Origin of the sequence: Aeromonas sp. R2-4 (assembly GCF_040908365.1) — a bacterium.
GTDB lineage: Bacteria > Pseudomonadota > Gammaproteobacteria > Enterobacterales > Aeromonadaceae > Aeromonas > Aeromonas veronii.
This window is the reverse complement of sequence record NZ_JBFODO010000047.1, coordinates 1-14,187: the sequence shown is the minus strand read 5'-3', so window position 1 is coordinate 14,187 and position 14,187 is coordinate 1. Positions and strand designations below refer to the sequence as shown.

The following is a 14,187-nucleotide window of genomic DNA, read 5'->3' as shown; positions in this document are numbered from 1 at the left end:
GATCAAACATGACGAGGAATAAATATAGAGAGGGGGGCACCAGCAGGTGCCCCCTCTCTTTTATGCTCTTCTCGATTCCACGCGCCCTTATTTTGCCGACCTTATCTCTGCGGCTATGGCGGCTGCGGTCAGGTTACTTTTTGGGCGTCGGCTCGTTGATCTGGTAGAGGTGATCCGCGCAGGCGCTGGAGCAGCCACAGGGGCGCACCTCTTTATCTTCCCGCTTCTGGGCAAGCTGGTATTGGCGCCACCAGATGATGGTGCCCATGGCCAGGATCAACACGAACGAGGCGAGCAGGCTCAACAACCAGATGGACATGATCTCTTCTCCTTGATGGTGATGACATGCACAGCGATGGCATCAGTGATGATGGCAGCAACCGCCCTGCTGGTTGGCGCCTTCACTGCCGTGACAACAAGTATGGCCTTGCAGTGGGCTCTCTGCCGGATTGCCACTACTGGCGCAACAGTGATTGGAGCCACTGTTGCAACCACCATGACAATTGGCATGGCTGTGGTCTGCGCCGACGGGCTGGATGGCACGGATAGTCGCCTTGCTCTGATGACGGCGAGACGGACGCCCCTGACTGGACTCGGTTAGAGGTTGCAGATTGGCGGGGGTCAGCAGCGCGGGCAGCGGCAGGCGGGCAGAGCGACACTGCAGCACCCGGATATTGGCCGCCAGCAGGCGCCCCAGCATTCGCTCGCCGATATTGCGCACTACCACCTGACCCACCTGATAATGGGCGAGGGCGTCGAGCAGCGCTTGCTTGCCGTGGCAGCCTTCGGCGACGGCCGGGTTGGTCAGGGTGGCGATGACGTTCCCTTCGGGGTTAAGAATTTGCAGCTGCTCGGCACGGGTAAAGTGGCCAGCCAGCAGCCCCTGACTCAGCATCAGGGCGCTGTTGCTGGGGTTGGTGGTCATGGTTGTGACAGCATTCATGTCGGCTCTTCTCCACTGGTTGGGTGGTCGGGCTCGGCGGGTTGCATCATCAATGCTTTGCCCAGACTCAGACACTCCACCACCTTGTAGCGCCCTTTTTTCAGGATATTGGCCAGGGTCTGGCGGGAAACCCCCATCACCAGGGCGGCCTCCTGCTGCTGCATTCCTTGAAGGTCGACGAGGCGCAGTGCCTCGAACTCGTCAGGGGCCAGCGTGACCTGTTCCAGCTGATGCATGGGGCGGCCGTTGGGTTTGAAGCAGCTGTTGGCGGGGCGGCCACAGATCTGGCGGGCAATCTTGGGTCTTGGCATGGTGGCTCCTAATTGGCATAAGCCATTTATACGCTCATATGTAGCATATGCCAATAATTTTGTCTGATGCAGAGGGTAGCGCCAGTGCTGTTTACGGCAGAGGGGGGTAAAGAGAAAGACATACAAAAGCAGTGAAGGTGGCAGAAACGACGCAGGCCCGAACATGGTTCGGGCCTGCGGTTTTGCAGAGGATGGTCGGGCAATCCCGGCGAGTTTACGCCTGTTCGGCCTCGGCCACGGGGGCTGCGCTCTCGCTACCTTTGGCGAAGCGATCCGCCCACAGGGCAATCACGCCGTCACCGGTGACGTTGCAGGCGGTGCCGAAGCTGTCTTGCGCCAGATAGAGGGCGATCATCAGGGCGATGGAGGCTTCACCGAAACCGAGCATGGAGGTGAGCAGGCCCAGCGCCGACATCACGCCACCACCCGGGGCGCCCGGGGCGGCGATCATGATCACCCCCAGCATCATGATGAAGGGGAGCATGGTCTCGATGCCCGGAATGGCCAGATGCTCGGAGAGGAACATCACCGCGGTGGCACAGGTGACCAGGGTAATGGTGGAGCCACAGAGGTGAATGGTGGCGCACAGGGGCACAGTAAAGTTGGCGATGCCGTCGCTCACCCCGTTGTTCTTGCTCGATTGCAGGGCGACCGGAATGGTGGCGGCGCTCGACATGGTCCCCAGCGCGGTAAAGTAGGCGGGCAGCATGTTCTTGATGAGCTGGGTCGGTGAGCGGCCAAGGGCCAGACCGGTACCCACGAACAGCACGGATAGCCAGACCCAGTGCATCAGGATCGCCATCACCAGTACCACGCCGAAGGTTTTCAGGGTGGCGAATACGGTGCCTTCTACCGTCATCTCGACAAAGACCCCGGCGATGTAGAACGGCAGCAGCGGGATGATCACCTTGGCCAGCAGGCGGTCGATGATGTCACGACCCTGATCGGCGACCCGGCGCAGATCGGTGGCCTGGGTGGCGCTGATGCCGATGCCGAACACGAAGGCGGCGGCCAGTGCCGACATCACGCCAAACAGCGGCGGGATCTCCAGATTGACGTAGGAGGCGAGTTTGATGGCCGTGGCCGTGGTGGGCTCGGCGGCGGTGGTGAACTGCGGGATCAGGTGGCTCGCCACGGTAAAGGCGAACAGCCCCGCCAGAATGGTGGAGCAATATGAGAGGGCCACGGTTTTGCCCAGCAGCTTGCCGGAGTTTTTCGGCAGGCTGGCGATGCCGCTCATGATAAAGAACAGAATGATGAGCGGAATGGTGAAGGTGATCAGCTGACCTATCACTGTCTTGGCCGTAAACAGCACGCGCGCCACCCACTCAGGGGCGTAGAGACCGAGCAAGAGACCGGCAAGGATGCCAGCAATGAGTTTCAGGACAAGTTTCATAAGGAAATCCGGAGTTGGTTGTATTGTCTGTTTTGTTATTAAATTTTGATATTAATCACACTTTTTAACACGTAAGCCGTGTTATGTCTGCCTTTTCTGCGTTAATGCCGAGTTAAATATTGTCGAAAGCCAAGATCGCCGACTAGCTGTCGGCTTGGCGTTGAACTGGAAAATCCGTGATGAATTAGCCCGTTAGGTGGCCTGATGATCGCCACGCAGCAACATGACGTACTGGCTGGCGTGTTGACTTGCGGAATCTGACGTACTGGCTGATACGGCTTCCATCGGCGCCAGTTGCAGTGCTATCCCGGATGTGGTGACCAGTTGCTGTAGCTGATGGTGACTTATCTTGCCGCTTGGCGGCAGGGGGAAGCAGAGCGGAGCACCCGCTTTGAGCAGGGTCGCCAGCTGTTGCAACAGGGGGACAAGGGTGGCCGCGTCGCTATCAAGCGGGCGGCTCAGCCAGATGCCATCGTAAGGGAGCACCGAGTGCATCTTCGCCAGCGGGCAGACCCGCACCGCTTGCCCGGATTGCTGCGAGGCGACTTTGGCGTCGGCCAGTACCGCTTCACAGGCGGTGACCACATACCCTTCCGCACGCAGCCAGCACAGATCCTCCCCCGTACCGCATTGACCATTGAGCAGGTGAGCACCGGGTTTGAGACGTGCCACAAAGGCAGCTCGAACGTGAGCGTGCTGGTCGTTAGATGGCCGGGAAGCGGGGGTGGCGTCAGAGTGTGGCACAGGGGTTACCTCAAGCAGGGGGCGCACAGGGTAACAAATCGGGGCCTGACTGCCAAAGCGCGCGGTCAGGCCCCGATTTGGATGTGAGGAAGTTGCCGGAGCCGGTTAGCGGCCGCAGGCAGGCCCGTGGGGCTGGGCCAGCATGGTGAACATGCTCTCTATCATAAAGGCTGATTCGCCCTGCAGGTCTATCCGCCCCGGAAAGTGGAGCCAATTGATGATGTAGCCATCCAGAGTGCAGTGGAGCAGGGTGGCGGCGCGCTGCAGGTTGAGGTTGGCGGGCAGTTGGCCCCGCCGTACCGCATTGGCCAGGGTGGTCTCCAGGTCCCGAAAGAAGTTGGCGGACTGGCTGCGGATATGCTCGCGCAGTGAGATGGCTTCCCCCTCCAGCGATTCGAGATTGAACAGTATGGTGAACATCTGCCGCTGGGCCGGATTGTGAATGAAGCTGTGGAGCACCCCTTCGAAGAAGAGGCGCAGTTGCCCCAGCGGATCCGGCTCATCTGGGTTGAGGCAGGCATCGAGCTGGTGGGCGAGGGGGCTGCAGAGCTCCTGCCAGAGCGAAATGAAGAGTTCATCCTTGTTCTTGAAGTGCCAATAGATGGCCCCGCGGGTCAGGTCTGCCGCCCTGGCGATGTCGGTCAGGCTGGTCTTGGCCAGGCCCTGAGAGCAGAACAGATCCAGCGCCGTGCTCATGATGTGGCAGCGGGTTTGCTGCGCCTCTTCTTTGGTTCGTCTGGCCATCGAAATTTGTGCCTCATGCAAGCAAAAAGTCACTTACATACATTTATGAATGTATGTATATTGCCTCATCTTTCGACTATTTACCAACAGGGCCCATGCGGCCCTGATTGTTCATTGACTGGCAAAGGCTCAGGTGTTTCATGCATAAACATATTCTTGCTCGTTCAGTTGGTCTTGCCTTGCTGGCTACAGGCTTGCTGGCAGGTTGTGGTGACAAGGGGGGCGCACCCCAGGGACAGGGCGGTATGCCCCCTGCGGCGGTCAACGTGGTGACTCTGCAGAGCGGTCCGCTGATGTTGACCACCGAGTTGACCGGTCGCAGTGCCCCGTTGCGGGTGGCCGAAGTGCGTCCGCAGGTGAGCGGCATCATCCTCAAGCGCCTCTTTACCGAGGGAAGCGATGTGAAGGCGGGCGATCTGCTCTATCAGATCGACCCGGCTGTCTATCAGGCGGCGGTTGCCAGCGCCAAGGCCAATTTGGCCAAGGCCGAGGCTAACGAGCAGAGTGCCCGCCTCAAGGCGCAGCGCTATCAGGAGTTGCTCAAGGTCAAATCCATCAGCCGTCAGGACTATGACGACGCCGACGCCAGCTGGAAGCAGGCCAAGGCGGAGATCATGGCGAGCAAGGCGGCCCTGCGCACTGCCGAGATCAATCTCGGTTACACCCGCATCACCGCCCCCATCAGTGGCCGCATCGGTAAATCCGCGGTGACCGAGGGGGCACTGGTGACCGCCCAGCAGGCTGACAGCCTGACCGCCATTCAGCAGCTCGATCCCATGTATGTGGATGTGCGTCAGTCCACTGCCGATCTGCTGCGCCTCAAGCGACTGGTCGCCGAGGGCAAGCTGACCCAGGACGAGCAGAAAGGGGCCAAGGTGACCTTCCAGCTGGAAGATGGCTCCACTTATGGCGAAGAGGGCTCGCTGCAGTTCTCCGATGTGACCGTGGATGAGACCTCCGGCATGGTGACCCTGCGGGTGATTGTGCCCAACCCTCACCAACTGCTGCTGCCCGGCATGTTTATGCGCGCCACCCTGCAAGAGGGGGAGCGGGCGCAAGGGCTGCTGGTGCCGCAAACTGCGGTGACTCGCACCCCCAATGGCGGTGCCACCGTGATGGTGGTAACCGCTGACAACAAGGTGGAGCTGCGCAACGTGCAGCTGAGCCGGGTCGTCGGCAGCAACTGGGTGGTGGAGTCAGGCCTCACCTCCGGCGAGCGGGTGATCGTGGCTGGCTTGCAGAAAGTACGACCGGGCGCCGTGGTCAATCCCGCCGAGCAGGGTGCTGATGCAGCGTCTGCTCAAGCCGCGCCCAACACCCCGGCCAACAAGTAGGATGGAGTAGTCGCTTCATGGCTCGATTTTTTATAGACAGACCCATTTTTGCCTGGGTGATCGCGCTGGTGATCATGCTGGCGGGCAGCCTGGCCATCATCAAGTTGCCGGTCGCCCAGTATCCGAGCATTGCGCCGCCCGCTGTCGGGATTTCTGCCAGCTATCCGGGCGCATCCGCCAAAACGGTGGAAGACTCGGTGACCCAGATCATCGAACAGAACATGACCGGGCTGGATCACCTGCTCTACATGTCCTCCCAGTCTGACTCCGCGGGGCGGGTGTCGGTGACCCTCACCTTCCAGCCGGGGACCGATCCCGATATTGCCCAGGTGCAGGTGCAGAACAAGCTGCAGCAAGCGATGTCGCTGCTGCCGCAAGAGGTGCAGCAGCAGGGGATCCGGGTGCAGAAGACCTCCAGCAGCTTCCTGATGGTCGCGGCCTTCATCTCCAGTGATGGCTCGATGAACAACGACGATCTGGCGGACTATGTGGTCTCCAACATCAAGGAGCCTCTGAGTCGTCTGGACGGGGTAGGGGATATCACCTTGTTCGGCAGCCAGTACTCCATGCGGGTCTGGCTCGATCCCAACAAACTCAACCGGGTGCAGATGACCCCGGGTGATGTGCAGGCGGCCATCAAGGCGCAGAACGCCCAGGTGGCGTTCGGCAAGCTGGGTGGTACTCCGTCGGTGGAAGATCAGCAGTTCACTGCGACTATCATGGGGCAAACCCGGCTCTCTACCGTGGAGCAGTTCAACGACATCCTGCTGCGGGTGAATCAGGATGGCTCCAAGGTACGGCTGAAAGATGTGGCCCGGGTCGAGCTGGCGGGCGAAAGCTATGACGCCGATGCGCTCTACAACGGCCAGTCTACCGCAGCGGTTGCCATCAAGCTGGCGACCGGTGCCAATGCGCTGGATACCGCCGAGAAGGTGCGTGCCAAGCTCAATGAGCTGTCGGATTACTTCCCGGCCAACATGGAGATCGTCTACCCCTACGACACCACGCCGTTTGTGAAGATCTCCATCGAGGAGGTGGTGCAGACCCTGATCGAGGCGATCTTCCTGGTGTTCTGCGTCATGTATCTGTTCCTGCAGAACTTCCGCGCCACCCTGATCCCGACCATTGCGGTGCCTGTGGTGCTGCTCGGTACCTTCGGGGTGATGGCGGCGTTTGGTTTCTCCATCAATACCCTCACCATGTTCGGTATGGTGCTGGCCATCGGCCTGCTGGTGGATGACGCCATCGTGGTGGTGGAGAACGTGGAGCGGCTGATGAGCGAGGAGGATCTCTCCCCGCTGGAAGCGACCCGCAAGTCGATGACCCAGATCACCGGCGCGCTGGTGGGGATCGCGTTGGTGCTCTCCGCCGTGTTCGTGCCGATGGCCTTCTTTGGCGGCTCGACCGGCGCCATCTATCGCCAGTTCTCGCTGACCATCGTCTCAGCCATGGTGCTGTCGGTGTTGGTGGCGTTGATCCTGACCCCGGCGCTCTGTGCCACCCTGCTCAAGCCGATGAAACATGGCGAGTTTGGTGCCAAGCGCGGCTTCTTTGGCTGGTTCAACCGCGCCTTTGATGCGGGGACCAACCGCTATCAGAGCGGTGTGCGCAAGGTGATCAAGCAGGGCGTGCGCTACAGCCTGATCTACGGTGCCATGCTGGCGGTACTGGCAGTGCTCTTTATGCGGATGCCCACCTCCTTCCTGCCGGAAGAGGATCAGGGAGTCATCATGTCCATGGTGCAACTGCCGGTGGGGGCCACCAAACAGCGCACCGAGGTGGTGCTGGCAGACATGCGCGACTACTTCCTGAAAAACGAGAAGGATAACGTTGACTCCGTACTGACCGTATCCGGCTTCAGCTTCGCCGGTAGTGGCCAGAACGCGGGGATGGCCTTTATCAAGCTCAAGGACTGGAGCGAGCGCAAGAGCCCGGATCGCAGCGCCAATGCCATTATCGGTCGTGCCATGGGCTATCTGTTCAGCATCAAGGAGGCGCAAGTGTTCGCCTTTAACCTGCCTCCGATCCCGGAGCTGGGTACGGCGACCGGTTTTGACTTCTTCCTGCAGGATCGCGGCGGTATCGGTCACGACAAGCTGATGGCGGCGCGCAACCAGCTGCTCGGCATGGCGGCGCAGGATCCCACCTTGGTACGGGTACGCCCGAACGGGATGGAAGATACGCCGCAGCTCGATATCAAGATCGACTACGAGAAGGCGCTGGCGCAGGGGCTATCCATCGCGGATATCAACAACACCCTGGCTACCGCTTGGGGCTCGTCCTACGTCAATGACTTCGTCGACCGTGGCCGGATCAAGAAGGTCTACATGCAGGCGGATGCCCCCTTCCGGATGAACCCGGAAGATCTGAAACTCTGGTATGTGCGCAACAGTGCCGGTCAGATGGTGCCCTTCTCCGCCTTTGCCAGCACCGAGTGGAGCTTCGGATCGCCTCGTCTGGAGCGTTACAACGGCGTACCGGCGATGGAGATCGTCGGTGAAGCGGCGCCCGGCAAGAGTACCGGTGATGCGATGGCAGCCATCGAGCAGATGGTGAAACAGCTACCGGAAGGGGTGGGCATCGAGTGGACCGGGCTCTCCTTCCAGGAGCGTCAGGCCGGTTCACAGGCACCTGCGCTCTACGCCATCTCCTTGTTGGTGGTGTTCCTCTGTCTGGCGGCCCTCTACGAGAGCTGGAGCATTCCGTTCTCGGTGATGCTGGTGGTGCCGCTCGGGGTTCTGGGGGCCATTGTGGCTGCCACCCTTCGCGGGCTGGAGAACGACGTCTACTTCCAGGTAGGCCTGCTCACCACCATAGGCTTGTCGGCGAAGAACGCGATTTTGATCGTGGAATTTGCCAAAGAGCTCTACGACAAAGGGATGGGCTTGGGTGAGGCGGTGGTGGAGGCGGCACGCCTGCGTCTGCGTCCGATCCTGATGACCTCGCTCGCCTTTATCCTCGGGGTGCTGCCGCTGGTGATCAGCTCCGGCGCAGGTGCAAGTAGCCGCAACGCCATCGGTACCGGCGTGATGGGGGGGATGATCAGCGCTACCGTACTGGCCATCTTCTTCGTACCCCTCTTCTTCGTGTTGGTGATGCGTTACTTCACCAAAAACAGCACCAAAGAAGAGCGCCTGACCCATGCCCATGAGTCAAAACATGACTGATGGCAGTGTTTTTCTCAGTTAACTTGCACTATCAGAAGATGAAGATTGTGTCAGGCCAAATCTGACCAGTAATGCAAATGGGGCAACCAGCATGGTTGCCCCATTTTTGTTCCAATCAGTACGCTCAGGTTGATTTTTGATCGCATTTGGGGTGGGGTCATACAGCTCTTCTGGTTTTCTATCGAATCTTGGTTGAAAACGAGATACTGAAACATTTTTTGGTGTGCAGTCTTGTTGGAATCGAGATAGAATCTGCCGTTCTATCGGGCTGGTTCTGTGCGTTTTTTGCCATGAAAAGTTCTGTTTCGTAGTTTTACTCGAAAGAAAACATGGTTATACGCCATCAAAACATAACAATGCTGGAGGACACGATGACCAACAGCAAGCACAATCAGGTTAAAAGCAGCAAATTGGGGGCTGTAACTCAGGGGCGGTAGCCATAGCATTTTTCGCTAACTTGATTGAATAGTACTCATCAATACACATTCTGATGATGTTAAAAGACCCCCATACGCGGTCTTGTATTTCTGGGTCAGTCCGCAACCGCATTCATATCAACACCTCGCAAGAGAGCATATATCTATGAAAATTCTCGTTACCGGTGGCGCAGGCTTTATCGGCTCTGCTGTAGTGCGTCATATCATCCGTGATACCCAAGATTCCGTTGTTAACCTCGATAAGCTCACCTATGCCGGCAATCTGGAATCCCTAGCTGATGTATCGTCAAGCGAGCGTTATGCGTTTGAGCAGGTGGATATCTGCAACCGCGCCGAGCTGGATCGGGTATTTGCCCTGCACCAGCCGGACGCCGTGATGCATCTGGCCGCCGAGAGCCATGTTGACCGCTCCATCACCGGCCCGGCTGACTTTATCGAGACCAATATCGTCGGCACCTATATGTTGCTGGAAGCGGCTCGTGCCTACTGGAACGGTCTGGACGAGGTGCGCAAGGCGGCTTTCCGCTTCCACCATATCTCCACCGATGAGGTGTATGGCGATCTGCCCCACCCAGATGAAGTGGCTGCCGGTGAGGCATTGCCGCTCTTTACCGAAACCACCCCCTATGCCCCCAGCAGTCCCTATTCTGCCTCCAAAGCTTCCAGCGACCATCTGGTGCGCGCCTGGCGTCGTACTTACGGTCTGCCGACCATCGTCACCAACTGCTCCAACAACTACGGGCCATATCACTTCCCCGAGAAGCTGATCCCGTTGGTGATCCTCAATGCGCTGGATGGCAAGCCACTGCCGGTGTACGGCAAGGGTGACCAGATCCGTGACTGGCTCTATGTGGAAGATCACGCACGCGCGCTTTATACCGTGGTCACCACAGGTGTCATCGGCGAGACCTACAACATCGGCGGTCATAACGAGAAACAGAATCTGGAAGTCGTTCATACCATCTGCGATCTGCTGGATGAAATGGTGCCCAAGGCTGGCTCCTACCGCGATCAAATCACCTACGTGGCTGACCGCCCTGGTCATGACCGCCGTTATGCTATTGACGCCAGCAAGATGAGCGCCGAGCTCGCCTGGCAACCGCAAGAAACCTTTGAATCTGGTATCCGCAAGACAGTGCAGTGGTATCTGGATAACCAGCAGTGGGTCAACAACGTGAAGAGTGGATCCTATCAGTCCTGGATCGATCAGCAGTACGGGGAGAAGAAGTAATGAAAGGTATTATTCTGGCAGGTGGTTCAGGCTCTCGTCTTCACCCGATCACGCGTGGCATTTCCAAGCAACTGCTGCCGATTTATGACAAGCCGATGATTTACTATCCCCTCTCGGTGCTCATGTTGGCTGGCATCAAGGATATCTTGATCATCACGACGCCCGAGGATTTAGAAAGTTTCCAGCGCCTGCTTGGCAACGGTGAGCAGTTCGGCATCAATCTGCAATACACGGTTCAACCGTCACCGGACGGACTCGCCCAAGCGTTTATTCTGGGTGAGGAATTCATTGGCCAGGATAGCGTCTGCTTGGTACTTGGCGACAATATCTTTTTTGGTCAGGCCTTCGGCAAGCAGTTGCAAAAGGCGATTGCCAATCAGGAAGGGGCCACCGTGTTCGGTTACAAGGTCATGGATCCCGAGCGTTTTGGCGTCGTTGAATTCGATGAAGAATTCCGTGCCAAGTCCATTGAGGAAAAACCGGTAAAACCGAAATCGAACTGGGCTGTCACAGGTTTGTATTTCTATGACAATTCCGTCATCGAGATCGCCAAGAGCATCAAGCCGTCTGAGCGTGGTGAGCTCGAAATCACCAGCATTAACCAAGCATATCTGGATCGTAGTCAGCTGAAGGTAGAACAGTTGGGCCGTGGCTTCGCATGGCTTGATACCGGCACCCATGATTCTCTGATTGAAGCTTCTCAGTTCGTACAAACCGTTGAAAAGCGTCAAGGATTCAAGATCGCTTGTCTGGAAGAGATTGCGCTTAACAATGGCTGGTTGAACCGTGACCAAATCAAGGCTATTGGCAGCAGCATGGTGAAAACCGGTTATGGCAAGTATTTGTTGAGTCTGATCAAATAAGAGATGCCGACATGAATGTAATCAAAACAAAAATTGCAGACCTGCTGATTATTGAGCCGAAAGTGTTTGGTGATGAGCGTGGTTTCTTTTATGAAACCTACCAGGAAGCGCGTTACAAGGCCGCCGGAATCACGCCGGATTTTGTCCAGGACAATCGCTCGCGTTCTACACAAAATGTACTGCGCGGTCTGCATTTCCAGAAAACCAAGCCACAGGGAAAACTGGTTACCCTGACCCAGGGGCGTGTATTTGATGTTGCCGTCGATTTGCGGCCAGACTCTCCTACCTTTGGTCAGCATGAATCTGTCTTGCTGACGGGAGAAAACAAGGTTCAGTTTTACATTCCGCCTGGATTTGCCCATGGTTTCTGCGTACTGAGTGAAACGGCCGATTTCCAATACAAATGTACCGATTACTATGACCCGACCGATGAAAGCGGGTTGCTATGGAATGATCCCGCATTGGGGATCGAGTGGCCGTTGACGGCGCCGCTGTTGTCACCGAAAGACAGGGTGCAACCCACGCTGGCCCAGGTCCGTGACAACCTGGTGAATGGGTGGTGAGCATGAAACGTTACACAGTTTTTGGCGGGCGGGGCTTTATCGGCAGCGAGATCGTCAGCATGCTGGAAGCTGCAGGCCAAAATGTCTGGGTGCCGCAGCGCGACGATGAAAGTGTATTCGATACCGATCTGGGGATTGTGATCTACAGTGCGGGACAGGGTGACTGCAAGAATGCTCCGCTGGGTGTGTTTGACGCCAATTGTCGTTTGCTGGCAGATCTGCTGGCACGAGGCAAGTTTGAGCGTCTCCTTTATGTCTCTTCCACCCGCGTATACATGAACCAGGATTCTGCGGCAGAAGGAGATGACCTGAAGGTATGTTCTGATGATCAGCGCCGGTTGTTCAACCTGACCAAGTTGGTATCAGAAGAACTATGTCTGAAGAGTGGTCGCGCTATTACCATTGTTAGACCGAGCAATGTCTATGGTGTTGCCCTACACAGTCCGCTTTTCCTGCCGGCGATCACCCGTAATGCAATCAATCACGGCAAGGTTGACATGTATATTGACCATGATTATGCCAAAGACTATGTTTCCGTGATGGATGTGGCAACTACATGCATATATTTATCTGAGCATCCAGCTAGCCTTGGTAAAATAATAAATATTGCTTCTGGATTTAATGTTACGGCACAACAAATTGCAGATGTATTGCAAGAACATACAGGATGTATCATTAATTGGAACAAAATTGAATATCCCAATGAAGTATTTCCTGTGACAAACATAAGTTCTCTACTTTCTATTTTACCTGACTACTCTCCAAGAAATGTTCTTTCCGACATCGAAAGTATGATTGTAGAATTTAAAGATAAACTGATGGATCTTTAAATGAGTGGTTTTAATCGACTTATTAAGAATTCAATTTCTAACATTATAAATGGGTTTTCAAATGTCATTTTAGGAATAGTGGTTTCTCCATTTATATTAAATAATCTTACATTAGAACAGTTTTCTGTTTGGTCGCTAATTTTACAATTTGGACTTTTCATTAGTTTCCTTGGATTTGGTGCTCAAATTGCTGTTGGTCGATTTACATCTCTTGCTAAGTTCAATAATGATTATGCATTATTTAGAAATACAATGTCTAATTCATTGGTTATTTGTTTTTTAAGCATGAGCATTGCATTTTTTGCAATAGTATGCGCAGTGATAAATTTTGATTTTTTTATTCCTCTTACGAAAAATGATGGTAGTCTGGAATATGAGATCTCTTTTATTGTCGTATGTGTATCATTTACTCTCGGATTGTTGTCATCTATATTTTCTGGGTATTTCACGGGTATAGAAAGAAATGATATAATAGCAACAATTAATTTGTTTTCTAGAGTTTTTCTTGGCTTTGCTATCATCCTTTCTTCAAGATATGGTCTTCTACCGATGGCCGTATCTTATTTTGTGGTGAATTTCATTTCATATACAATTATTTTTTTGGAGTTCAAAAAGAGAGAAAAATCAAGAATCCTCTTAAAAATATCTGATGGAATGAAAGCTCTATTATCATTTTGTGGCGGATTGGCTATATGGAATTTAGCACAATTTTTTATATCAGGCACAGGGGCGTTTATTGTTGGAAAATATGATTTCCAAAATCTAGCATATTATATATTAGCGCTTACGTTAATTAATGCAGTTGTGGGTATAGCTGGTGCAATTATCAATCCAATAATACAACCCGTTGTAAAATTAAATGCTAAAGGGTTACATAATGAGGTAGATAATTTAGTTGTAAAGCTATCATTGCTGTTGTCAGTTCTTATTTTCGTTGGACTGAATATATCTCACAATGTATCTGAATTTGTATTAAATTTATGGGTTGGGGCCGACAAAGCTGGGCCAACAAATCAAATTTTCAATTTTCTTCTGGCTGCGTTTTCGATAAGGATCGTTGTGTCACCTTATGGCATGAAACTTGTGGCTGAAGGCAAACAGCTTAGAATTTCTCATTATCCACTTTTGGAGGGAATTATTAACTTATTACTATCCATCTTCTTTGTAAAAGAATTTGGGGCGATAGGTATTGCATATTCAACAATGTGTTCAGCTCTTTTATTAATGATTGCATATGCATATAAATTTTCATCAGAAAGTGCTCTTAGATATAGCATGGTGAAAATATCAATGCCGTTCTTTATAATACCAATGCTTTCTCTATCTAGTGTTTTTTTCTTGGGGTATTTCCCCATGTCAGAAATAGTATTATTTAGTCAATTGTTGAGCCTCATTCCAGCAGTATTTATTTTGCGAAGGATCATGTATGATATTCGAAAGATTATTAACATTATTTAAAATAAAAGTTAGAAGGATAAAGATAATAATTAAATCTGATTTTTATAAAATAAAAAATAAAACATCCATTTTTGACTGTAAAAGTATACTTTTTGGTCGCGCAAATATATTACACTCTAAAGTGGGTCGATACACATATTTAGCTGGTAGTGGTTTTATCAGTCAT

At 54.0% G+C, this 14,187-nt stretch carries 13 protein-coding genes and 1 pseudogene; 8 read left to right on the top strand and 6 right to left on the bottom strand.

Features of this window, described 5'->3' with window-relative positions:
- Positions 1 to 133: 133 nt before the first annotated feature.
- The 6 genes from AB5Z05_RS18115 to AB5Z05_RS18090 all read right to left on the bottom strand — a co-directional run bounded on the left by AB5Z05_RS18115 (position 134) and on the right by AB5Z05_RS18090 (position 4,138).
- Positions 134 to 319 (bottom strand): hypothetical protein, encoded by a 186-nt coding sequence (locus tag AB5Z05_RS18115; protein ID WP_199416417.1) that lies wholly within the window; start codon positions 317 to 319, stop codon positions 134 to 136.
- Positions 320 to 361: 42 nt separating this feature from the next.
- Complete coding sequence (locus AB5Z05_RS18110) at positions 362 to 943, bottom strand: NifB/NifX family molybdenum-iron cluster-binding protein (RefSeq protein ID WP_279489100.1); 582 nt, start codon at positions 941 to 943, stop codon at positions 362 to 364.
- Positions 940 to 1,254, bottom strand: a complete 315-nt coding sequence (locus AB5Z05_RS18105; RefSeq protein ID WP_005338107.1) for a DUF134 domain-containing protein — start codon at positions 1,252 to 1,254, stop codon at positions 940 to 942. The genes AB5Z05_RS18110 and AB5Z05_RS18105 overlap by 4 nt, the downstream gene beginning before the upstream one ends.
- A 214-nt stretch (positions 1,255 to 1,468) precedes the next feature.
- On the bottom strand, positions 1,469 to 2,650 hold the full coding sequence (locus AB5Z05_RS18100; RefSeq protein ID WP_368152567.1) for a dicarboxylate/amino acid:cation symporter: 1,182 nt from the start codon (positions 2,648 to 2,650) through the stop codon (positions 1,469 to 1,471).
- Positions 2,651 to 2,842: 192 nt separating this feature from the next.
- A complete protein-coding gene (locus AB5Z05_RS18095) occupies positions 2,843 to 3,322 on the bottom strand; it encodes a hypothetical protein (protein WP_368152564.1) in 480 nt (159 codons plus the stop codon).
- A gap of 177 nt (positions 3,323 to 3,499) precedes the next feature.
- Entirely contained in the window at positions 3,500 to 4,138 is a 639-nt protein-coding gene (locus AB5Z05_RS18090; RefSeq protein ID WP_005359187.1) for a TetR family transcriptional regulator, read from the bottom strand.
- A 140-nt stretch (positions 4,139 to 4,278) separates the two neighbouring features.
- Between AB5Z05_RS18090 and AB5Z05_RS18085 the strand changes: the two genes are divergently transcribed.
- The 8 genes and pseudogenes from AB5Z05_RS18085 to AB5Z05_RS18050 all read left to right on the top strand — a co-directional run.
- Positions 4,279 to 5,472, top strand: coding sequence for an efflux RND transporter periplasmic adaptor subunit (locus AB5Z05_RS18085; RefSeq protein ID WP_139429709.1), 1,194 nt, complete (start codon positions 4,279 to 4,281; stop codon positions 5,470 to 5,472).
- Positions 5,473 to 5,489: 17 nt separating this feature from the next.
- Positions 5,490 to 8,639, top strand: coding sequence for an efflux RND transporter permease subunit (locus AB5Z05_RS18080; protein WP_368152561.1), 3,150 nt, complete (start codon positions 5,490 to 5,492; stop codon positions 8,637 to 8,639).
- A gap of 582 nt (positions 8,640 to 9,221) precedes the next feature.
- Positions 9,222 to 10,307: a dTDP-glucose 4,6-dehydratase gene (rfbB, locus tag AB5Z05_RS18075; protein ID WP_368152558.1), complete on the top strand. Its 1,086-nt coding sequence runs from the start codon at positions 9,222 to 9,224 to the stop codon at positions 10,305 to 10,307.
- Complete coding sequence (rfbA, locus tag AB5Z05_RS18070) at positions 10,307 to 11,170, top strand: glucose-1-phosphate thymidylyltransferase RfbA (RefSeq protein ID WP_368152555.1); 864 nt, start codon at positions 10,307 to 10,309, stop codon at positions 11,168 to 11,170. The genes rfbB and rfbA overlap by 1 nt, the downstream gene beginning before the upstream one ends.
- Before the next feature lie 11 nt (positions 11,171 to 11,181).
- Positions 11,182 to 11,733 (top strand): dTDP-4-dehydrorhamnose 3,5-epimerase, encoded by a 552-nt coding sequence (gene rfbC, locus AB5Z05_RS18065; protein ID WP_368152552.1) that lies wholly within the window; start codon positions 11,182 to 11,184, stop codon positions 11,731 to 11,733.
- 2 nt (positions 11,734 to 11,735) lie between these two features.
- Entirely contained in the window at positions 11,736 to 12,563 is an 828-nt protein-coding gene (locus AB5Z05_RS18060; RefSeq protein WP_368152550.1) for an NAD-dependent epimerase/dehydratase family protein, read from the top strand.
- Positions 12,564 to 14,021 (top strand): flippase, encoded by a 1,458-nt coding sequence (locus AB5Z05_RS18055; protein ID WP_368152547.1) that lies wholly within the window; start codon positions 12,564 to 12,566, stop codon positions 14,019 to 14,021.
- A pseudogene (locus tag AB5Z05_RS18050) lies at positions 13,990 to 14,187 on the top strand (antibiotic acetyltransferase); the annotation flags it as partial. The gene AB5Z05_RS18055 and the pseudogene AB5Z05_RS18050, both read left to right, overlap by 32 nt.

Coding starts and splice junctions, on each gene's coding strand:
- AB5Z05_RS18115 (WP_199416417.1), bottom strand. CDS start 319: ATGTCCATCTGGTTGTTGAGCCTGCTCGCCTCGTTCGTGTTGATCCTG.
- AB5Z05_RS18110 (WP_279489100.1), bottom strand. CDS start 943: ATGAATGCTGTCACAACCATGACCACCAACCCCAGCAACAGCGCCCTG.
- AB5Z05_RS18105 (WP_005338107.1), bottom strand. CDS start 1,254: ATGCCAAGACCCAAGATTGCCCGCCAGATCTGTGGCCGCCCCGCCAAC.
- AB5Z05_RS18100 (WP_368152567.1), bottom strand. CDS start 2,650: ATGAAACTTGTCCTGAAACTCATTGCTGGCATCCTTGCCGGTCTCTTG.
- AB5Z05_RS18090 (WP_005359187.1), bottom strand. CDS start 4,138: ATGGCCAGACGAACCAAAGAAGAGGCGCAGCAAACCCGCTGCCACATC.
- AB5Z05_RS18085 (WP_139429709.1), top strand. CDS start 4,279: ATGCATAAACATATTCTTGCTCGTTCAGTTGGTCTTGCCTTGCTGGCT.
- AB5Z05_RS18080 (WP_368152561.1), top strand. CDS start 5,490: ATGGCTCGATTTTTTATAGACAGACCCATTTTTGCCTGGGTGATCGCG.
- rfbB (WP_368152558.1), top strand. CDS start 9,222: ATGAAAATTCTCGTTACCGGTGGCGCAGGCTTTATCGGCTCTGCTGTA.
- rfbA (WP_368152555.1), top strand. CDS start 10,307: ATGAAAGGTATTATTCTGGCAGGTGGTTCAGGCTCTCGTCTTCACCCG.
- rfbC (WP_368152552.1), top strand. CDS start 11,182: ATGAATGTAATCAAAACAAAAATTGCAGACCTGCTGATTATTGAGCCG.
- AB5Z05_RS18060 (WP_368152550.1), top strand. CDS start 11,736: ATGAAACGTTACACAGTTTTTGGCGGGCGGGGCTTTATCGGCAGCGAG.
- AB5Z05_RS18055 (WP_368152547.1), top strand. CDS start 12,564: ATGAGTGGTTTTAATCGACTTATTAAGAATTCAATTTCTAACATTATA.